The sequence below is a fragment of the Metabacillus sp. RB-C-LZQ-3-1 genome (genome assembly GCF_058315175.1).
Window position 1 is genome coordinate 287295 of the sequence record NZ_JBZFLI010000005.1, and the last position, 21917, is coordinate 309211.

The 21917-nt window shown below is 36.7% G+C and carries 18 protein-coding genes; 13 read left to right on the forward strand and 5 right to left on the reverse strand.

What is annotated here, in order from left to right; all coding sequences use genetic code 11:
• Positions 1 to 104 precede the first annotated feature (104 nt).
• Both AC4GZ8_RS10800 and AC4GZ8_RS10805 read right to left on the reverse strand, forming a co-directional pair.
• The gene (locus AC4GZ8_RS10800; protein ID WP_491081856.1) at positions 105 to 1493 is read right to left on the reverse strand and encodes a hypothetical protein; all 1389 of its coding nucleotides are present in this window, start codon (positions 1491 to 1493) and stop codon (positions 105 to 107) included.
• Between the two features lie 273 nt (positions 1494 to 1766).
• Positions 1767 to 2273: an antibiotic biosynthesis monooxygenase family protein gene (locus AC4GZ8_RS10805; protein ID WP_491081857.1), complete on the reverse strand. Its 507-nt coding sequence runs from the start codon at positions 2271 to 2273 to the stop codon at positions 1767 to 1769.
• A 145-nt stretch (positions 2274 to 2418) separates the two neighbouring features.
• Between AC4GZ8_RS10805 and AC4GZ8_RS10810 the strand changes: the two genes are divergently transcribed.
• From AC4GZ8_RS10810 to AC4GZ8_RS10845, 8 genes are all read left to right on the forward strand, one after another.
• Positions 2419 to 4563 carry a transglycosylase domain-containing protein gene (locus tag AC4GZ8_RS10810; protein ID WP_491081858.1) on the forward strand — a complete coding sequence of 715 codons (2145 nt, stop codon included), beginning with the start codon at positions 2419 to 2421 and terminating at the stop codon, positions 4561 to 4563.
• A 388-nt stretch (positions 4564 to 4951) separates the two neighbouring features.
• A complete protein-coding gene (hemE, locus tag AC4GZ8_RS10815; protein WP_491081859.1) occupies positions 4952 to 6004 on the forward strand; it encodes a uroporphyrinogen decarboxylase in 1053 nt (350 codons plus the stop codon).
• A gap of 29 nt (positions 6005 to 6033) precedes the next feature.
• Positions 6034 to 6966 carry a ferrochelatase gene (gene hemH / locus AC4GZ8_RS10820; RefSeq protein ID WP_491081860.1) on the forward strand — a complete coding sequence of 311 codons (933 nt, stop codon included), beginning with the start codon at positions 6034 to 6036 and terminating at the stop codon, positions 6964 to 6966.
• A 199-nt stretch (positions 6967 to 7165) separates the two neighbouring features.
• The gene (locus AC4GZ8_RS10825; RefSeq protein WP_491081861.1) at positions 7166 to 8029 is read left to right on the forward strand and encodes an AraC family transcriptional regulator; all 864 of its coding nucleotides are present in this window, start codon (positions 7166 to 7168) and stop codon (positions 8027 to 8029) included.
• Positions 8030 to 8297: 268 nt separating this feature from the next.
• Entirely contained in the window at positions 8298 to 8903 is a 606-nt protein-coding gene (locus AC4GZ8_RS10830) for a hypothetical protein (protein WP_491081862.1), read from the forward strand.
• Positions 8904 to 9206: 303 nt separating this feature from the next.
• Positions 9207 to 9779 carry a TetR/AcrR family transcriptional regulator gene (locus AC4GZ8_RS10835; protein ID WP_491081863.1) on the forward strand — a complete coding sequence of 191 codons (573 nt, stop codon included), beginning with the start codon at positions 9207 to 9209 and terminating at the stop codon, positions 9777 to 9779.
• 117 nt (positions 9780 to 9896) lie between these two features.
• Positions 9897 to 12122, forward strand: coding sequence for a YhgE/Pip family protein (locus AC4GZ8_RS10840; RefSeq protein ID WP_491081864.1), 2226 nt, complete (start codon positions 9897 to 9899; stop codon positions 12120 to 12122).
• A 339-nt stretch (positions 12123 to 12461) separates the two neighbouring features.
• Positions 12462 to 13481 carry a LacI family DNA-binding transcriptional regulator gene (locus AC4GZ8_RS10845; RefSeq protein WP_491081865.1) on the forward strand — a complete coding sequence of 340 codons (1020 nt, stop codon included), beginning with the start codon at positions 12462 to 12464 and terminating at the stop codon, positions 13479 to 13481.
• A gap of 122 nt (positions 13482 to 13603) precedes the next feature.
• On the opposite strand, the gene yhfH is transcribed toward AC4GZ8_RS10845, so the two are convergent.
• Entirely contained in the window at positions 13604 to 13738 is a 135-nt protein-coding gene (gene yhfH / locus AC4GZ8_RS10850) for a protein YhfH (RefSeq protein WP_491081866.1), read from the reverse strand.
• Positions 13739 to 13986: 248 nt separating this feature from the next.
• Between yhfH and AC4GZ8_RS10855 the strand changes: the two genes are divergently transcribed.
• The 5 genes from AC4GZ8_RS10855 to AC4GZ8_RS10875 all read left to right on the forward strand — a co-directional run bounded on the left by AC4GZ8_RS10855 (position 13987) and on the right by AC4GZ8_RS10875 (position 19538).
• Positions 13987 to 14733 (forward strand): MBL fold metallo-hydrolase, encoded by a 747-nt coding sequence (locus AC4GZ8_RS10855; RefSeq protein WP_491081867.1) that lies wholly within the window; start codon positions 13987 to 13989, stop codon positions 14731 to 14733.
• 225 nt (positions 14734 to 14958) lie between these two features.
• Positions 14959 to 16515 (forward strand): fatty acid--CoA ligase family protein, encoded by a 1557-nt coding sequence (locus AC4GZ8_RS10860; protein ID WP_491081868.1) that lies wholly within the window; start codon positions 14959 to 14961, stop codon positions 16513 to 16515.
• Positions 16516 to 16746: 231 nt separating this feature from the next.
• Positions 16747 to 17760: an ABC transporter substrate-binding protein gene (locus AC4GZ8_RS10865; RefSeq protein ID WP_491081869.1), complete on the forward strand. Its 1014-nt coding sequence runs from the start codon at positions 16747 to 16749 to the stop codon at positions 17758 to 17760.
• Positions 17761 to 17773: 13 nt separating this feature from the next.
• Positions 17774 to 18769, forward strand: a complete 996-nt coding sequence (locus tag AC4GZ8_RS10870; protein ID WP_491081870.1) for an ABC transporter permease — start codon at positions 17774 to 17776, stop codon at positions 18767 to 18769.
• A complete protein-coding gene (locus AC4GZ8_RS10875) occupies positions 18744 to 19538 on the forward strand; it encodes an ABC transporter ATP-binding protein (protein WP_491081871.1) in 795 nt (264 codons plus the stop codon). Before AC4GZ8_RS10870 ends, AC4GZ8_RS10875 begins: the two co-directional genes overlap by 26 nt.
• A 125-nt stretch (positions 19539 to 19663) precedes the next feature.
• Here the strand turns inward: AC4GZ8_RS10875 and nagB are convergent, their stop codons facing one another.
• Together nagB and nagA are read right to left on the reverse strand one after the other, a co-directional pair.
• Complete coding sequence (nagB, locus tag AC4GZ8_RS10880) at positions 19664 to 20410, reverse strand: glucosamine-6-phosphate deaminase (RefSeq protein ID WP_491081872.1); 747 nt, start codon at positions 20408 to 20410, stop codon at positions 19664 to 19666.
• Positions 20411 to 20474: 64 nt separating this feature from the next.
• Complete coding sequence (nagA, locus tag AC4GZ8_RS10885) at positions 20475 to 21689, reverse strand: N-acetylglucosamine-6-phosphate deacetylase (RefSeq protein WP_491081873.1); 1215 nt, start codon at positions 21687 to 21689, stop codon at positions 20475 to 20477.
• Positions 21690 to 21917 lie beyond the last annotated feature (228 nt).

Below are 21917 nucleotides of genomic sequence, written 5' to 3' on the forward strand. Positions count from 1 at the left end.
GAAAGAAGGAATAAATCACAGTGAATATTTAGTCTGCAAAATTATGTAGCCAGAATAAAGGAGGACTCAAAGGATTAAGAGTCCTCCTCATCTGAAGTAGAGTGTTATAAAAGGAACATGGCAACAATTGTTGTGACGATCAAGCCAATTGAAACAGGAAGGAGATTTCTCCGAGCTAGTTCAAATGGATCGACTCCGCAAATAGCGGCAGCAGGTATGAGTGCCCATGGAATAATAGTTCCTCCGCCAACCCATATAGCCGTCACTTGGCCTAATGCGGTTAAAGTTGCAGCACTAACGCCGATTGCAGCAGAAAATAGTTGAGCAATTGATCCTGCTAGAGAGATCCCGGAAAAGCCAGATCCATCTAGTCCTGTTAAAATTCCAACACCTGTTAATGTGATGGCGCCAACTTCAGGAGTTAATGGAACGATAGTGGCCAATGCCACACCAAGATCATTGACAATCCCTTCTGAGCTTTTTGGTAAATACTCTCCAATAATGGTGTAAAAGCCTGCATCACCCAGATAAAAGAAAGCAGCGATAGGGATAACAGGACCGAACACCCTAAATCCGAATTGAAATCCTTGTATTAAATAATTCGTCGACTCCTCAAGCCCCTTTTCCTTATGAGTTAAACAAGTGGTTACAATCAAGATGAGAAGTGCTGTCCCTCCAATTAAAGCCGTAGCATCTCCGCCTTGTAAGTTCAACGTGATCATTAATAGTACATCAACTAAAAAGATGAGAGGGATGAGAATCGCAAGCCATCTCTTAGTTGTTGAAGATAATAAGCTGTGATCTGCTTCTTCATTTGACGGCGCTGTTGCTACAGTTGGGAAGGATTTACCTAATTTCATATCTCTTTTTAATAGAAAGAAAGCTGTAATGGTTGTAACCAGCCCCATCGTGATCACAAGTGGTACACTTGCGCTAACAACTTCACCTACAGGAATTCCTGCAGCATCTGCTGTTAGTTTTGGAGCGGCTTGAATAATAAAGTCACCAGATAAAGCGATCCCGTGACCAAATAAATTGATCGCAACTGCAACACCTAGCGCTGGCAGCCCGGCACGAATCGCTACGGGTAATAATACCGCTCCAATTAATGCAACAGCCGGTGAAGGCCAAAAGAAAAATGAAATGATCATCATTAACAACCCAATTGTCCAATAAGCAGTAGCAGGGTTTTTAATAATCTTTGAAAATGGTGCAATCATCACTTCGTTTATACCTGATATCATTAAGATTTTACTCATTGCGACGATAATAGAAATGACTAGTATGGTTGGCAATAATTCTGTAATGGCGAAAATAAAACTATTAAATAGACTTGAAATGGAATCACTAACAGATAAGGTTGAGAAAGCTGCAACGGCAAGAATTCCAACTATACAAACAATCGTTGTATCACGGCGAAATAGCATAAAGCCAATGATACCGATGATGAATAATAAATAAACCCAATGAATGAGTGTAAGTTCTACCCCCATTATCATCACTCCTCAGCAAATGCCTAAATGGTTCTTCTTACACTTTATGAGCAGGATAAAGAAGGTGTGATGGAGTGTTATAGGATAATTTTTCATTTTTGTGCTCATAGTTTGTCAAAATGATAGGATTTTTGTGTTACTTAAGGATTTTGAGGGTAATGTTATGTAGAAAGAAGCTGTCATTTCCAAGGAAATATTGTCAAAAATCCACAATGTGAATGAAGCCAAAAAAAAGAGACAGTGCTGGTAGACTGTCCCTACACCCTTGAGAAATTAATCTTCAATAGAAACCTTCGTATATGTTGTTATATATGAAGGCTTTGGAAAGACGGATTTTTGATCAATTCCTTCTTCAGTACTTTTCTTTTTATGAGCATGTTCATATGCTTTTGAATCCTTCCAGGCTTTGAAGTGTTGTTCGTTTTCCCATAGTGTTAGAATTATATAGGTATTGCCTCTAATTGGACGTAACACACGGAGACATGAGAATCCGGGGGCTTTTTCAATTAATCTAGCTCTTTCGCTAAATCTCTTTTCGAAGAGTGGTCTGCCTTCATCTGTAACAGGGATATTATTTAAAACAGCAAAAGAACCATTCGTAATGTCACCAATTGAATCCAGGACATCGTATTTCTTTGGTGCATTAAAAATAGATGATCCTTCAGATTCATGAAAAAGGGCAGCTGTATCTTGATTTGCCATCAATAATAACGTCTCATTACTATGCTTTTTAACCAATTTTTCTAAATAGTCGACTGTTCCATATGTAATGTAAAGCATCTTATGAATCACCTCAGGGTTTATAGTGTAGATACTTATTCTATTCCATTATATCAATGACTATTGTCATTTTTCTAAATAAGAATGTTTTTAACACATATACATTCCTAATTTTAACAATACTAAGAATAAAAGGGGTGATGATATGAAAAGGAAATTCATCTTATCAGCTATTGCGTTAGTCTCTATTGTCATCTTCGCTCTTCTCGGTTATCTCTTTATTATTTTTATGGGTAATTATGTCATAGATGATGAAAAACTTGTCATGAATACAGCTTCAAAACTTGTCGATGAACAGGGAAATGAAATTACGAAGCTATATATAGAAAATCGAGAATTAGTCGACATTGCGGAAATCCCTGAATATGTTCAACAGGCATTTATTTCTGTCGAGGATCAACGTTTTTATGAGCATCACGGAATTGATGTAAGATCCATTGGACGTGCTCTTTATAAAGACATTCTTGCTGGAGGGAAGGTAGAAGGAGGTAGTACGATTACTCAACAGCTAGCCAAAAATGTCTTTCTGACAAATGATAAAACCTGGCTTAGAAAAACAAAGGAAGCAATTATTGCTGTCAACTTAGAAAAAAGGTATAGCAAATCAAAACTGCTTGAAATGTATTTGAATCAGGTTTACTTTGGACATGGTGCTTACGGAATAAAGGCAGCTGCAGAACTTTATTTTAATAAAGATGTTTCAGAGTTAACGTTAGAGGAAGGAGCATTACTTGCAGGTATACCAAAGGCTCCTTCAACTTATTCGCCAATTTCAAATATAGAAAAGAGTAAGGAACGAAGAAATACGATACTCAGTTTAATGGGGGATCAGCACTATATTTCTTATGATGAAGTTGTTAGAACGCAAGGAAAAACGGTGAAGCTGCAGGTAAATAAGAAACAGGAAAACCCTTGGTTAACAACGTATGTTGATATGGTTTTTGACGAAGCAAAAGAAAAATATGCTTTATCAAATGAAGAACTGCTAAGAGGTGGGTATACAATTAAGGTACCACTGAAAGTAAATCTCCAAAAATCCGCATATGAGTTATTCCAAAAGAGTGATTATTTTCCGGGTACAGATGGAAATGCCCAAGGGGCTTTTGTGTTAATGGATAATAAATCTGGTGGGATTATTGCAGCAATCGGTGGTAGGGAATATGTACCAAAGGGATTAAATCGCCTCAATATAACAAGACAGCCAGGATCTACGTTTAAACCAATTGCTGTTTATGCGCCAACTTTAGAAACAAAGCGTTTTCAGCCATATTCTTTATTAAAGGATGAAAAATTATCATACGGTGAATATTCACCACAAAATGTAGATCATCAATATGCAGGGGAAATTTCGATGTTTGATGCAATTGTTTCGTCAAAAAATGCTGCTGCGGTATGGGCGTTATCAGAATTAGGAATCAAAAAGAGTAAGGACTATTTGCATAAGGTAGGAATTGATATTAAAGATAATGGATTAGCAATTGCGTTAGGAGGATTATCCGAAGGGGTTACACCACTACAAATGGCAAATGCTTATCGAACCTTCACCACGAATGGAAACTATAGTGATCATTTTCTTATCGAAGAGATAAAAGATCGGGAAGGAAAAGTCATTGCTAAGCACCAATCTCAACCAGATCCAGTATATTCTCCGCAAACTGCTTGGGATATGACAAGAATGCTTCAGCATGTTGTAAGTGAAGGAACTGCGCAAAATGGCATGTTTAATGGAGAACTGGCTGGTAAAACCGGTACAACCTCTTTTCCAGGTGTAGAAGGTGCTGCAAAGGATGCATGGTTCGTCGGTTACACGGAGAATGTTGTTGGTGCTATTTGGATGGGCTATGATAAAACAGATAAAGAACATTATTTAAAGCATGGCAGTTCCTACCCAACCAAATTATTTAAGGATATTTTAACAGAGGCGGAATGGGATCAAAATGTAGCTTTTACTGTTCCAAAAGGTGTGGAAGATTTAGAGAGCCCAATTCGTCTTAAAGCGATTGAACAAGTTCATGCGAAATATACGTTTAAACCATTAGGGCTGATTACCTTAACGCTCGAATGGGAACCTTTAGCTGATGAACGTGTAGAATATCGAATCTATGAATCTTCACATCATGATGAGAAAAAACTTGTCGGAACCGTAACGGGTAAAGGATACTATGAAATTCCATTTGCGAATGTCTTTTCAGATGCAACCTACTCTGTAGCTCCATATAATGCTCAAACAAATGAAGAGGGTGCACAAACACCATCCAAAAAACCGACACTGTTTAGTTCAACAAACTAGTGTTTTCGTCTTTTTTTTGACATTTGCCTTTCTAAGCTATACAACCGGAAATGAAACCGTTATAGTTGAAAGTGCAGAGGTAATAATATAGAATAAGTATTACATTATAATTAATATAATTTAATAACGGGGGTTGCCCCTTTTACATGGTTAGAAAAAATTTTTAAATGTGAATAAGCGCTTTGACAACCAGCTCCGAAGCGCAGGATGTGCAAGTGCGGTCTTTGTGACAGGACGTCACGTATTAAGACTGCCAGCGCCCAGCCGCTTGAGGTTATAAGCAAATTAAGAATTGAAGGCAAAGAACCCTTCTATTCTTAATCTTCTTATTTGCCCGAGGCTGATCAAGGCGCTTGCGCTTTTGACATAGAAAGGTGGACTTTTTTGAATGGCTGAAAAGAGAATTAATGATACGTTTCTAAAAGCGTGTCGTGGAGAAAAAACGGATTATGTTCCAGTTTGGTATATGAGACAAGCAGGTAGATCACAACCTGAATATCGTGCGATTAAAGAAAAATACAGCTTATTTGAAATTACACATCAGCCTGAGCTTTGTGCTTATGTGACCAGGTTGCCTGTTGAACAGTATGATGTGGATGCTGCCATTCTTTATAAAGACATTATGACGCCACTACCTGCGATTGGTGTAAATGTTGAAATTAAAACGGGTATTGGCCCGGTTATCGATGATCCGATTCGTTCAATTCGAGATGTGGAAAAATTGGGGGAAATTGATCCAGAGCAGGATATTCCATATGTATTAGATACAATCAAGTTACTAACAAAAGAGCAGCTTGAAGTTCCTCTCATCGGTTTTACTGGAGCTCCTTTTACCCTTGCTAGCTATATGATCGAAGGCGGCCCTTCAAGAAACTATAACAAGACGAAAGCATTTATGTATTCTGAACCACATGCATGGTTTGCTTTAATGGATAAACTAGCTGAAATGAGCATCACCTATGTTAAAGCACAAATTCGTGCTGGTGCAAAAGCTATTCAAGTATTTGATTCATGGGTAGGTGCATTAAATGTTGCGGATTATCGTGTGTATATAAAACCAACGATGGAGCGAATCTTTAGTGAACTAAAAGAGGAAAATGTACCTCTAATTATGTTCGGAGTAGGGGCGAGTCATCTAGCGAATGAATGGCATGACCTACCTCTTGATGTAGTCGGATTGGATTGGAGACTGCCTATCGAAGAGGCTCGTACAATGGGACTAACTAAAACATTACAAGGAAATCTTGATCCGGCTATTTTACTTTCTCCTTGGGAAGTGATTGAAGAGAGAGCAAAGGAAATATTAGATCAAGGCATGAAGCAAGGCGGTTACATTTTTAACCTTGGACATGGTGTTTTCCCGCAAGTAAACCCTGAATCACTGAAAAAATTAACAGCCTTTGTCCATGATTATTCTAAGAAAGCAAAAGTTAGTCTATAAACCAACGGAAGGAATTTGAGGTGAAGATTGTGAGCAAGAAAAAAATGGGGTTACTAGTAATGGCATACGGAACCCCTTATAAAGAGGAAGATATTGAACGTTATTATACTCATATTAGACATGGCCGTAAGCCGGCACCTGAAATGCTTCAGGATCTTAAGGATCGCTATGAAGCAATTGGTGGTATCTCACCACTTGCTAAAATCACGCTCGAACAAGCTGAGAAACTTGAACAGCATTTAAATGAAATTCAAGATGAAATTGAATTTAAGATGTATCTTGGGTTAAAACATATAGAGCCATTTGTTGAGGATGCTGTAAAACAAATGCATGAAGATGGGATTACAGAAGCTGTAAGTATTGTACTAGCTCCGCATTTTTCAACATTCAGTGTTAAATCTTATAATGGACGAGCAAAGGAAGAGGCTGAAAAGCTTGGGGGCTTAACAATCACATCTGTTGAAAGCTGGTACACAGAGCCTAAGTTTATTTCCTATTGGGCAGATCAATTGAAAAAAACATACGGCAGTATGTCTCAAGAAGAAAAAAATTCTTCAGTATTGGTTGTCTCTGCGCATAGCTTGCCTGAAAAAATTACTGCTAACGGAGATCCATATCCGCAGCAATTACAAGAAACAGCTGATTTAATAGCAGAAGCTGCAGGAGTTAAAAAGTATGTTACAGGATGGCAGAGTGCCGGGAATACGCCTGAACCATGGTTAGGACCAGATGTTCAGGATTTAACAAGAGATCTATATGATGAAGGTTATAGAACATTTGTTTATACTCCAGTCGGATTTGTAGCTGACCATTTAGAAGTTCTTTATGACAATGATTATGAATGTAAGGTCATTACAGATGAACTTGGGGCTAGTTATTACCGTCCTGAAATGCCTAATGCGAAACCTGAATTCATTGATTGTTTGGCAACAGTTGTATTAAAACATTTAAATAAAAATTAAGGAAAAGAAGCAGTGAAACAATAGGATTTTACTGCTTTTTTTGTATGCTTAACAAATTCGGCTCTGCTAGTTAACGTCATAGATGACTAAATATTAAATGTTAAGATATGAATGTAAAATTCCGATAAATTCCGTATATAAATTATCAAGTGAATAATGAAAATTACCGATAATATGTACTTGTAAAGGAGGGAAATGAATGTTACAAGAATTCAATCATTTAATGGACTACATTGAAACACATTTGACGGAAGAAATTTCTGGAAAAGATATATCAAAAATCGTAGGACTATCTGATTATCATTTTAAAAGAATGTTTTCGTATATGGCTGGAATGTCATTGAATGAGTATATCAAAAATAGGAGATTATCAGTTGCAAATGTTGAATTAATTAACGGAGCAAAGGTGACAGATATTGCCTATAAATATGGATATCAATCAATAGAAGGATTTTCAAGAGCTTTTCGTGAATGGAGCGGTTTTTTACCTTCAGAAGTCATTAAAAACAAAATTCAAAAATCATTTCCCAAATTTTCATTCTTTATAGATATAAGGGGAGGAATATCAATGGAATTCAAAATTGAAAAGAAAGAGAAATTTAATATAGTAGGTGTTTCGAAAAGAGTGCCGATTCAATTCGAAGGTGAAAATAATGCGATCTTAGAACTAGCCCAGTCAATTACCGAAAAACAAAGAAATGAAATGCATCAATTAGCTGATTTATATCCTCATCAAGTCTTGAACATATCTTATGATTTTGATGATGGTTTCTTGGAAGAAAAAGGATGCTTAACTCATATGATTGGTTTTGCAACTACAAAAGAAAATCAATTTGATGATTTAGAACAACTTTCTATTGAAGAAAGCTTATGGGCAATTTTCCCTGTTCAAGGACCGTTTCCAGCTGCCTTTCAAGAAACTCACGCTAAAATTTATTCTGAATGGTTGCCTTCTTCAAGTTATGAAGTAGCAGATTTACCTGGGATTTCTTTTACAAAGTACAATGATTCATCGGAAAATGTATATAGCGAAATTTGGATGCCAGTAAAAGAAAAAAGTTAGGGATAAACAAATTGGATGATGATAAAATTTACAGAAGTGTTCTTCGTTAAATCTTCATTTACAATACTAAACCAGTTAGAAAAATCTAACTGGTCTTTTTCTAGTTGATAAAAATAAGACACTTATCGCTAATAAGCTAAAAGTTTAAAAAATGTAAAAGATTACATAATCTATGAAACTTATTTTTAACTGGATTCGTATTATATAGAAAGAAGACAAGTTGAAAGAGCAACTATAGATTCACATGTAAGAGGGGGAAGAGATTCGAATGATTGATATTCTATTTATTCTTATTTTTATTATGGGGATTACATATTTAATTCAATATCGATTGAATATAAAAAAAGCCGCCGAAATGGCAAATGAAGCTGTTTATCCAAAAGCTAAAAGGGATTATCAACATATTTTGATCCCGAATGAGTGGAAAGAGATGGAACCGTTATCAAAGCATACAAAAACATACAAGTATGTAAAGTGGGGAACTTTCATAGCTTTACTATTGCTTTTTATTCTTCTGATTATGGTCCTCGCAACAGACTGGTTGAAATCATCCTTCTTTAGTTCTGCATATTTATTTTTTATCCTTATTAGTTCTGTAAAGCATAAGAGTTGTTTTTATATTTTATCTGACGGAATTATTTTGGATGGCAGGTATTATTCCACACAACACATTCATTCCTATCAAACGGAAAAAATTATTCGTTGGCATGAACTTTATGGCTATAGCACAAGAGTTGACAACAGCTACAAACTTTCGATAAAAGTAAAAGGAACACTATTTTGGACAACAAATTTTGTCGTGATTGAGAATCAGGAACAGCTGGAGCAAATCGAGAGTTTATTAGGAGAACTAGCGATCAAAAAAGCTGAATAGCATTCAACTTGTAAAAAAGGCAAGGGCATGATATATTATATGAATAACGGATGACCAAATTGTTCAATTGGTCAGTTTTTTTCGAAGGTAAGAAGGCGTAAAATTTTGTACTTAGTTTTAGTGTCTAGCTACAGCGCCTAGCCTTAGATCGCACAGGGCGTGCAAGTGCAGTTACAGCGGCAGGATGTCGCATAAGTAACTGCCTCTAGGGTTTAGCCAATTTGGAATAAAGAACACCTTCTATTCCAAAACGTTGACTTAGGTTGATCAGGACGCTGGTGCTTTTCTTAAGGAGTGAAGGTTATGAGCATAGACCGTAAGCAACAAATATTGGAAGCTGCAACGAAGTCGTTTTCACAATTTGGATATAAAGGGACAACGATGGATCTAGTGTCAAAACTAGCGAATGTTGGAAAAGGAACAATCTATACGTTTTATAAAAATAAAGAAGAATTATTTTCCGAGATCATTGATCGCCTGTTACTTGATATGAAAGTAGCTGCAGATGAAGCATTTAATTCACAACGTCCGTTTGTTGACAGTGTTCATCAAGCTTTATATAGCATATTAGAATTCCGTAAAACACACCAATTAACCATTAAACTATTTCAGGAAAGTCAAGAACTAGGAACACCAACTGTTAATGAGGGTGTCCGAAAAGTGGAAGAAATGGTGTTACATTATATTAAACAAAAAATCATTGAAGCGATTGACCGAAAAGAACTTAAACAATGTGATCCAGAATTAACTGCTTTTATTATTTTAAAGCTGTATGTATCACTTATTTTTGATTGGGAAAAACATCATCAGCCACTCGGAAAAGAAAAAATTGCCGAGATTTTTGAAGAGTACCTATTAAAAGGATTGTCAATGTGATAATCCTCTTCTTTTCGTAGAAAATGACCAAATGGATAAAATGGTCATTAGGTTTTATTCTGTCGCTATGACATGTCTATCATTAATAAGTTCGAGTTATAAAGGAGGAGGTATACCATGTCATTATTGAAAGAAGAATGGAAGTCACTATTTAAAAATAAGAAAGTGCTTATTGCTGTCATTGGAGTTTTGTTTATACCGTTAATGTATAGTGGAGGATATCTTAGTGCTTTTTGGGATCCGTACGGAAAGCTGGATCAGCTTCCGGTTGCAGTTGTAAATCAAGATACAGGTACAACGTTTGAAGAGGAGGAGCTTGATGTTGGTGGCGAGCTCGTCGACAATTTAAAAGAAAACAAAAGCTTTGATTGGCATTTTGTTAACAAAGAAGTAGCGGAAAAAGGGCTTCAGGACCACAAGTTTTATATGGTGATCGAAATACCTGAAGACTTTTCTGAAAATGCCACGACTTTATTAGATGATGAACCTAAGCAACTTGGACTTACGTTTACAACAAATAAAGGCTATAACTTTATCTCTGGTCAAATTGGAGAAAGTGCAGTAGCAAAAATAAAAGAAGAGGTCGCCAATTCTTTAACGAAAACATACGCGGAAAGCTTGTTTGAAAATATCGAATTGATGGCTGACGGAATAAGTGATGCTAGTGAAGGGGCTGGAAAAATAAATGATGGAGTGTCTGACCTTCAAGAAGGATCTAAGTCTTTAGATGAAAATCTTCATGAGCTTGTTTCGAAGGCGGTTATGTTTAAGGATGGACTTAATGAAGCGTCAAATGGTTCCACCCAACTGTCAAATGGACTATCTGCAGTCAATAGTGGACTATCGGCTATGCAACAAGGACAAAGTGAGCTTTATGATGGAGCTGTGCAAACAGAAAATGGTACAGGAAACTTGGTAAAGGGACTAGAACAGTCTCTAAGAGGAATGGAAGAACTTAAAGAAGCTTTACCCCAACTAACTGTGGGGACAAATCAATTAAATGAGAGTGCGCCACGATTAGTTGCAGGTACAAAACAGCTTGCAGAAGGAAATGTATCAGCAAGTCAAGGAGCTGATTCCCTTTCACAAAACATTTCTGCATTAACTGATACGGTAAATCAATTAGCAACAACCCTTGAACAGGCTCCTTTAAATGACGAACAACAAAAGCAACTACTTGGTCTTGTTGAAGCATTAAATAGTATAGATGCTGGAGGGAAGCAATTAGCGACGAACTTACATCAGTTAGCTGATGGAGCAAATGATCTATATGCAAATGTAGAACAATTACCGGAAAATACAAGTAAGCTTCATGAAGGAACAACATCTGTAGAAAACGCTGTTCAACAGTTAACAGCAGGACAGAAAGAACTTTATGATGGAGCGGTTAAAATAAATGATGCCCAATCTCAAATGAGCCAAGGATTAAAGACTTTTGGAGAAAAAATTGGTGAAGCAAAAGCTGGGGTAGAACAACTAGAAAATGGCGGAAAAGAACTAGATCATGGGATACATGAATTGGCTAGCGGCTCTGCGGCGTTAGAGGATGGAACGGTTAAACTGGCAGATGGTGCAAGTACATTAAATAGTGGTGTAACAGATCTTTCTGATGGGACAAATGAGCTTTCGAGCAAGTTGAGTGACGCAACGAATGATACGAAGGATGTGAAAGGCTCTGATGATCAATATGAAATGATCGCAGATCCCGTTCACCTTGAAACAAAAGAAATCAATAAAGTTTCAAATTATGGAACAGGTCTTGCTCCATACTTTTTATCATTAGCTTTATTTGTAGGTTCATTACTTGTTACTGTTGTATTTCCATTACGCAATACGGCAGGGAAACCGAAATCAGGAATTTCTTTATTTGCTAGTAAATTTAGTGTGTTGAGTATTGTCGCAATCACCCAAGCATTATTAGCAGACCTTGTCCTGTTATATGGATTAGGGTTAGAAGTAAAAAGTGTTGGATATTTTATTCTGTTTAGTATGTTAACAAGCTTAACGTTTATGGCGATCGTACAATTCTTAGTGACAACGATGGATAATCCAGGAAGATTTATTGCGATTATTGTGTTAATTCTTCAATTAACAACAAGTGCTGGTACTTTCCCAGTTGAATTGCTTCCTGAGATTTTTCAAAAAATCAATCATTGGCTACCAATGACTTATTCTGTAGCTGGGTTTAGATCGATTATATCGATTGGAGATTTTGGAGCTTTGTGGGAGCAAGTGTATAAATTAGCTGGAGTCATGATCTTGATGATGATCGGAACGATTCTATATTTTTCTCGAAAGGTCAAAAAAGATCGTGCTCATGATGAATTAACTGAAAGCGTCTAAGGTAAAAGCTGATCCGTAATGGTAAAGGGTTCCGTTTTGAGGTGCTTTTCTGAAATTTAAAGCCGAAATGACAAAAGTTTAGACAGAACAATTGGGATATTAAAATGTAAAAACTCACCGCATATGGTGAGTTTTCTTTATATGGCCTATAAAGGCTAAATCGCTTTTGGAAAACGAAGAAAGTGGTCCTCATTAAATAAACTTTAAAACACATAGGATAATAAACACTTTTTGTAAAAAAGGATTGAATTATAGATGATATTTTCATATAATCATATTTGAAAACGTTTCCAAGGTCAAGCAAGGTGGGCAACATAGAGCCTATGGGGAGGGAGTAATTTGTCTACCATTGAAGATGTCGCGAAGCTAGCGGGATTATCTAGAACAACTGTTTCCAGAGTGTTAAATGATCACCCATATGTTTCAGATGAGAAAAAAGAACTTGTGCAGAAGGCAATGGAGCAATTGGGGTATGTTCCAAATTCTGCTGCACGGAGCTTAAGAAATCAAAAGACGGGAATTATTGCTGTATTAATACCGAAAATATCCACGCCTTTCTTTAGTCAGTTAATTGAGTTACTAGAGATGAAAGCTTCATCAAAAGGGTATCAATTAATTATTTGTCAAACTCAATTCTCAAAACAAAAAGAATGTCGGTACTTAAATCTATTAAAAACCAAACAAGTCGATGGGATCATTATGACAGCTGTTGAAAATGACTGGTCTGTGATTGATTCTTATTTACATTATGGTCCGATTGTTCTTTGTAATGAGAAACTTGAGAATGCTGACATTCCGATGGTGTATGTAAATCAAGCGCAAAGCGGCTATGTTATTGCAAAGCACTTGATTGAAAGGGGACATACCCATATCGCTTATTGTTCAAATGGTACAAAAAGCGAAGGAATGAGGGCGAGGATTAAGGGGTTTCAAGCTGCTTTACGGGAAGCAAATATGCAATCTTATGATAAATATTATTTTGATAGAGTCTCAACGGTTGAAGACGGTAAGCAGGTGTTTCGAAAATTAGCTTGTATGAAGGTATCACCAACAGCTGTTTTCGCTGGAGGAGATGCTGTTGCAGCAGGCATTATATCAGAGGCGAAAAAATTAGGTTGGAGAGTACCGGAGGATTTAGCTGTCGTGGGCTTTGATAATATGGAGATTACAAAACTAGTAGATCCGATGATTACAACGGTAATTCAACCTGTAGAGGATATGGCTGAAAAATCAATTGACGTTATATGTGAAAAAATACATAAAAAGCAATTCCGTTCTTTTGAAAAGCATGAATTTTTTTCTAAGCTGGCATATCGGGGTTCATCTACCGGTAAAGATCATTTAGTCGCGACATCATAAAATAAGGAGGTTGGCCTTTAGGCCAACCTCCTTATTTTATACTTTCAAAAATGATTCACTCTGTATCATATCAATCAGATAATTATTAATCTGTTGTTTAACAGCGTGTGCAAAAAAATAGATTAAAGATCTGTTACATGTAAGCATTCGTTGCATGTATTCCCATAACACTCATGCTGTTCCTCGATTTCACAGCCACACTCTTTACAATGTTTTTTTGGTAAATTTCTAAAAAATTCAGTTAATTTCACTAACATCTGGATCCCCTCCGTTTGATTTGTTACCCATATTGTATTATAACAGTATTGGTTATGTCAACGACTGTTTTGTAACAATAATCGAGGGGATATGTGCTAATCACTGATTTCTTAAGGGGGATTTCTGGAAAAATGGGTATTAGCCCATTTTTTTGCAATAAAATTCCTCAGATCATAGTGAATTCTAAAACAATTTGACTAAGGGTATAATGATCATGGTGAGAAAAGTAGAAGGGGTTGAATGATTCATGAAAGTAACGGTCATAGGGTATTGGGGTGGTTTCCCAAAGGCTGGAGAGGCAACTTCCGGGTATTTGTTCGAATCAAGCGGGTTTCGGTTATTGGTAGATTGCGGTAGTGCCGTTTTGTCGAAGTTACAGGAAATAATCTCAATTGATCAATTAGATGCTGTGATAGTATCACATTATCATCATGATCATGTAGCGGATATAGGTCCTTTACAATATGGCTGCTATGTCACGTCATTGATTCAGAATAAGAAAAAAACATTGCCGGTTTACGGACATGATTTGGATCAAGCAGGATTTCAAAAATTAACGTATAAGGATGCAACAATGGGCATCGCGTATAAGGAAAAAGACACGATATCAATCGGCCCTTTTTCGATTACTTTTTTGCGAACAATACACCCGGCACCCTGTTTTGCTATGAAAATCACGGATCAGGAATCAACTGTTATATATACAGCTGATACTAGTTACCAGGAAAATTTTATTCCATTTTCAGCCGATGCTGATTTGTTAATTGCAGAGTGTAGTTTATATTCTCATCAAGACGGGAAAAGTGCAGGTCATCTGAATAGCAGTGAGGTTGGAAGTATTGCCCAAACGGCTAAGGTAAAGCATCTATTGTTAACACATCTTCCTCATTTTGGAGATCATGAAGAACTAGTAGCACAGGCAAAAGTGCTCTATAAAGGAAGAATTAATCTTGCTAGCACAGGATTTGTATGGAGTTCAGGACAGGATCACTAGTTTGTGGCCGGCTTAGGTTCAGCTCCGATAGTGGAATGAGCCTTGCCGCCATTAATCTAGTAAATATAGAATATGAAATCAATTCCAGTTATTGTGAAAATTCCTTCCTTTCAATATAATGAAAATAGAATGCTTTTCTATAGGTAAGTCCTCTTACCGTTAGAAAAAAGTTTCTATCATAAGAAATGAATGGGTGTTCATTCATTTTGCAAAAGGGGTGGGAGAATGAATTTATCTTTACGGTTTTCAGAAACTGTAAAAGAGCATGGAATAAAGCCGGCTTTTATTTTTGATGGAACTGAAACAACTTATTTGCAACTAGAAGGTGCAATCAATCAATTTGCAAGCAGTTTAAAGGAGTTAGGAATTAATAAAGGGGATCATGTTGCTATAGTTTTAGGGAACTCGCCACACTTTATTATTTCTTTATACGGTGCCTTACGAGCAGGTGCGACCGTTATTCCGGTTAACCCAATCTACACACCTGATGAAATCGCCTATATCATTAATAATGGAGACGTTAAGGCAGCTGTCATATTGGATCTGCTTCTGCCATTTTTTGAGAAGATGGATCAAATGATACCAAATCTTGAACATATTATTACGTGTGAAACACCGCCAAATGCTAACAAAAAAGAAATGGATATTTCAAAGCTTTCAATTTATACAAAGTTGAAAGGGTTTACAAAGATGCTGTCAACGGGAAGTAGTCAATTTAATGGTCCTGAGCTTGATGATGAAGATGTTGCGGTTATTTTATATACATCCGGAACGACTGGTAAACCAAAAGGTGCGATGCTGACACATAAAAACCTATACAGTAATGCAATTGATACAGCTAATTACTTAAAGATGAATAATGAGGATGTGATCGTAACTGTTCTACCGATGTTCCATGTTTTTTGCTTGACCGTTGCGTTAAATGCACCACTAATGAATGGGGCAACATTACTAATTGTGCCTAGATTTAGTCCTGAGGCTGTATTTGATCTTGTAAAAACGTATCAAGCAACAGTTTTCGCTGGTGTACCTACAATGTATAACTTTTTACTTCAATATGATAAAGCCCAACCAGAAGATTTTCAATCATTACGTATGTGCATTTCGGGTGGCGCCTCGATGCCTGTGGCATTATTAAAAGGATTTGAACAGAAGTTCAAAGTTATTATATCAGAAGGGTACGGTCTTTCAGAGGCTTCGCCAGTTACATGCTTTAACCCGCTCGATCGTCCAAGAAAACCGGGTTCAATTGGGACAAACATCGTGAATGTAGAAAATAAAGTTGTGAATGAATTGGGAGATGAATTACCAGCTAATCAAGTAGGAGAGTTAATAGTAAAAGGACCTAACGTTATGAAAGGCTATTATAAAATGCCTGAGGAAACAGCCCATGCCCTCCGAAATGGTTGGTTATATACGGGTGATCTTGCTAGAAAAGATGATGATGGTTATTTTTATATTGTCGATCGAAAGAAAGATATGATTATTGTCGGAGGATATAATGTGTATCCCCGTGAGGTTGAGGAAGTGTTATATAATCACGAAGAAGTTGTTGAGGTTGCGGTATTAGGAGTACCTGACCCTAACTTTGGAGAAGCGGTAAAATGCTTTGTTGTTGTAAAGAATAACACAGTAACAGAAGATGAGCTCATTGAATATTGCCAACAGCATTTAGCTAAGTACAAAGTACCAAGTTCAATAGAGTTTTTAGAAGAGCTTCCGAAAAATACAACCGGAAAAATATTAAGAAGAGCGTTGAAAGAACAAATTTTACAAAAATAGTATTTTAAAAGAATGTTATCTTTACTTACAATTCTCATAGAAAAACACAGATATTGTTGTGATATCTGTGTTTTTTGTTGGTATGAAAGGATTTTCACAATGGAAAATAGAAAAAAGTAAACAAAGTTTTCGAAATATATTGAACTATTTGATTTCTCCTGTATAATTTAATCAATAAAAGCATAAAAGCGTAAAAGAGTATTTAGAGTAATCTAAAGGGGGATATATAGGATGAAAAAAGGTTGGAAAATTGGTACAGGAATGATGTTAGCTAGTTTTTTAGCACTATCTGGTTGTGGGACTAGTGAAAATTCATCTGGCAGTGCAAGTGAAGGAAGCACTGATTCTGGAAGCGGAGAAAAAACATATACAGTTGGTGTGAACCAAATTGTAGAGCATCCGTCATTAGATGCAGCATTAGAAGGCTTTCAAGCTGCATTAGAGGAAAAAGGCTTGGATGTTAAATATGACGTGCAGATCGCACAGGGGGATCAAAATAACAGCCAAACAATCGCGAATAATTTTGTTGGGGACAATGTGGATTTAATTTTTGCTAACTCAACACCTAGTGCACAAAGTGCATTAAATGCAACTCAGGATATTCCTATTGTATTTACATCAGTAACAGATCCTGTTGGTGGAGGTCTTGTGAAAAGCTTTGAAGAACCGGGAGCTAATATTACAGGAACAACGGATACACACCCGGACGCGATTCCGAACACAGTAAAGTTTATTGATGAAAATGTTGAGGGTACAAAAGTTGGAATGATTTATAACTCAGGAGAGCAAAACTCTGTTGCGCAAATCGATTTAGTGAAAAAAGCAATGGAAGGAACAGACTTAGAAGTAGTTGAAGCATCTGTTTCAACATCAGCTGAAGTAAAGCAAGCAACAGAATCACTAGTAGGTAAAGTTGATTCTCTATATGTAATTACAGATAATACTGTTGTTTCTGCTTTAGAAAGTGTCATCGGTGTTGCAAGTGATAATGACCTACCGCTATTTGTTGGTGAATTAGACTCTGTTAAACGTGGAGGATTTGCTGCTTACGGATTTGACTACTATGATATCGGCTTTGAAGCAGGAGAAATGGCTGCCAGCATTTTAACTGGAGAGAAAGAAATAAGTGAAGTTCCTGTACAATATCCGCAAAATCTAAAGCTTCAAATCAATGCGAAAGCCGCAGAAGACATGGGAATTGAAATGAAAGAAGAATGGAAAGAAGAAGCAGAAATTCTTGAATAAAAGGTGAGAAAATATGTTTACAGCCCTATTTGGATCAGTAGAGTCAGGCTTAATTTATGCGATTATGGCTCTTGGTGTATACTTATCATTTCGAATATTAGACTTTCCGGATTTAACAGTTGACGGCAGTTTTGTCACAGGTGCCGCTGTAAGTGCTGTCTTAATTGTGAATGGTGTGAACCCTTTCTTAGCCACGTTAGTCGCATTACTTGTAGGCTTTTTGGCTGGCTGTATCACAGGGGTTTTGCATACGAAAGGAAACATTAACCCGCTTTTATCTGGTATATTAATGATGATTGCCTTGTATTCTATTAATCTTAGAATTATGGGGAAATCAAATGTACCGTTATTACAAGAGGAAACGGTCTTCACACAATTACTTGATTGGTGGGGTAAGCTGGGAATTGATACAGGTCTGGAGCAACTTTTTATTTCAATTGGTTTAGAAGGCTATGTGCCGAAAACTTGGTCCATCGTCATCACAATGCTGGTCATTATTTTAGTGATCAAATATGCCTTAGACTATTTTTTGAAAACAGAGCTTGGTCTTGCGATTAGAGCCGTTGGTGATAATCAAAACATGATCACTAGCTTTTCAGCAAATACAGATATGTTGAAAATTGTTGGATTAGGACTTTCAAATGCACTTGTTGCATTTTCAGGTGCTTTTATTGCTCAATACAATGGATTTAGTGATGTTGGTATGGGGATCGGTATGATCATCATCGGTTTAGCATCAGTTATCATTGGGGAGGCATTAGTTGGAACGAAAACGATCGTCCGTGCAACAATTGCTGTTATTATCGGAGCAATTATTTATCGTCTAATTGTTGCATTAGCCCTTCGTGTTAACTTTTTCGAAACGGGTGATATGAAGCTTATTACAGCATGTATTGTTATAGGTGCTCTTGTCATCCCGCAAATGATTGATAAGCAAAAGGATAAACGGAAAAAAAGCTTACGCAGAAAGCGGGGGAATGACATTGCTTCAACTAGAGCAAATATTTAAAGTATTTAATGAGGGATCTCTAGATGAAAAGATAGCCCTTGACCATCTTTCCTTATCTTTAAAAGAGGGTGATTTCGTAACGGTGATCGGAAGTAATGGAGCAGGGAAATCAACGCTTCTAAATGTGATTGCTGGACGAATAACCCCAGATGATGGAGATGTACGAATAAAAGATCAATCAATGCTTGATGTACGTGAGTATAAGCGGTCGCGATATATCGGACGGGTATTCCAGGATCCAATGGCTGGAACGTCACCGACATTGACCATCGAGGAAAACTTGGCAATCGCCTACTCACGTGTTCATAAGCGAACACTAAAACCGGGTGTAACGGCGAAAAGACGCGTGTATTTCAAAGAGCAGTTAGAGATGTTAGGCTTAGGACTTGAAAATCGCTTATCTGCCAAGGTTGGCTTATTATCAGGCGGAGAACGTCAAGCCTTATCATTATTAATGGCTACTTTTACAAAACCCGATATCCTTTTACTTGACGAACACACAGCTGCACTAGACCCATCACGTGCAGAGCTTATTACCAATTTAACAAAAAAGCTTGTTGAAAAAGGGAATTTAACAACGTTAATGATTACTCATAATATGCAACAAGCTGTAGACCTGGGCAATCGATTAATCATGATGGATAAAGGGAAAATCGTGTTTCAGGCAGAAGGACAACAGAAACAAGGCTTAACTGTGAAGTCTTTACTTGAGGAATTCTCAAAAATAAAATCAGATAGCTCTTTATCAGATAAGGCATTATTAATATAAAAGGTACAGGCTCCAAGAATGGGGCTTGTACCTTTTTGCGTTAAGAGAAAGAAAATGTTAAGTAATATTAGTGAAAAAATCTTCTACCTTCGCAAATAAATCACTCGTCAATCGGCATGTTTTCTTTAGGTATTTAAACTCATTTCTTTTACTGCGAGTAATGCCTCTTCATCAGCAATAACAACTGTGTTCTGATGGTTGTTTAGAATGGAAGCTGGGAAAGATTCTGTCACTTCTCCGCTTAATAACTGGACCATTGCTTGTTGTTTTGCTTTTCCTGAAGCTAAAAGGAGAATTTCCCTGCTTTGGAAAATTGTTTGGATCCCCATTGTAATCGCTTGTGTTGGTACTTCCTCAAGACTGTTAAAAAATCGTGCATTTGCTTTTCGAGTAGAAGGTGCTAAATCAACTACATGTGTTTTTGATTGAAAGGAGGTCCCAGGCTCATTGAAGCCTATATGACCGTTAGCTCCTATTCCTAATATTTGAAGGTCTATTCCTCCAGCATTCATGATCTTTTGCTCATATTCATCACATTCTGCTTGCGTGTTTTCATTTGTGCCTGACGGAATATGAGTATTGTCAAGTGAAATATCAATATGTTTAAATAGATGTTCATTCATATAGTGGAAATAGCTATTTGGATCATCCTTATTTAGGCCGATATATTCGTCTAAGTTAAAACTTTTTATTTGAGTGTATGAGGTATGATGTTGATGATAATCTTCAATTAAATTTTGATATACTCCCTTCGGAGTTCCTCCTGTTGCCAAACCTAGATTTAATTGAGGGGTGCTTTTAACCTTATTAATAATATATTCAGCAGCTTTTTTACTCATTTCATCATAATTTTTTACTTCAATGATTTTCAAGGTTGTCATCTCCTTTTTACAAACCGAATAAGATAGGATCAAGATCTAGCATCAAGTAGGGTTATTATTTCTCTTTTAGTGCTATCATACTGTCATCTCTTGTATAAGCAATTTTTCCTTTGCAAATTGTCATAAATATCTCCGTATTTTCATCCAGGATCACAAGATCTGCGTCTTTTCCAGCGGCTATACTTCCTTTTCGGTCAAAAATATTTAGCTGCTTGGCAGGGTTTTCGCAAGCCATTTTAATCGCGCTCTCAATACTGCATCCAGTAAATTTTTGTATATTCTTAAATGCATCAATCATCTTAAGAACACTGCCAGCCAAAGTGTTTTCATCTAGTAAAGCTTTCCCGTTTTTTACCGTGACCATCTGACCGCCCAGGTCATATCTGCCATCCTCAAGCCATTTAGCTCTCATGGCGTCTGTAATTAACATCATTCTTTCATCTGTAATCTGCTTATATGCAACTTTTACAATTTCAGGAGAAACATGGATTCCATCTGCAATTATCTCTACCATTAACTCATCCTTTAGGAAAGCAGCTCCTACAATTCCCGGATCACGATGGTGAAGTCCTGTCATTTGATTAAATAAATGTGTTACATGTGTAAGCCCATGATCAATCGCTTCTAAAACCTGAGGATAGGATGCTTCGGAATGGGCTATAGAAGAAAGGATGTTTTTATTCTTTAAATAGTCTAAAAGCTGACTTCCTCCTGGTAGCTCTGGAGCCAAAGTTACAAGCTTAATCTGATTATTGGATAATGACTCAAGTCTTTTAAAAGTTTGGACGTTTGGATCAACTATATGGTGAACAGGCTGGGCTCCTGCTTTGCCTTTATGAATAAATGGACCTTCTAAGTGAATCCCTAACACTTCAGCATTTCCTTCAGATTGGAAGGAGGTTATATATTCCCCCGCATTTACTAATGATTTTTCAATCTCGTTTATATCCTCTGTTATCGTAGTTGCCAAGAAACTAGTTGTTCCTTCTTTAGGAAGAGTAGAAGCCATAGTATCAAGAGATTCTCTTGTCGCATCCATCGTATCAGCACCATTCACACCGTGAATATGAAGGTCAATCATACCAGGGATAATACGATAGTTTTCTGGCAGGGTAATGATGTTGTCATCTGTTGAATGAAGATTTTCAGTTGATTTATTTAGCTTTGTTATTTTTTCATTTTCAATTTGAAGATATCCTGCTTTCAGGATTTGATCCTCAGCATAAATGGTTCCATGTTTGATAATCAATTTGTTTGAAATTGAATCCATGTGAATCCCCCCATAAATATTGCAGTTTTAGTGAAAGCTATAAATGATGACTATAGGATAGCATCTCTTTATATAGTTGTCTATACCAGTTAGAAACTATGTAGGATAATCTACCAATAAACATGACAAAAATACTTATTTAGTTTATAAAATTGGTATAGACATCTATACGAAACGATGATACTATGAACTTGTGAAACGCTTTCAACTTTGATTATAGGAAAGCAC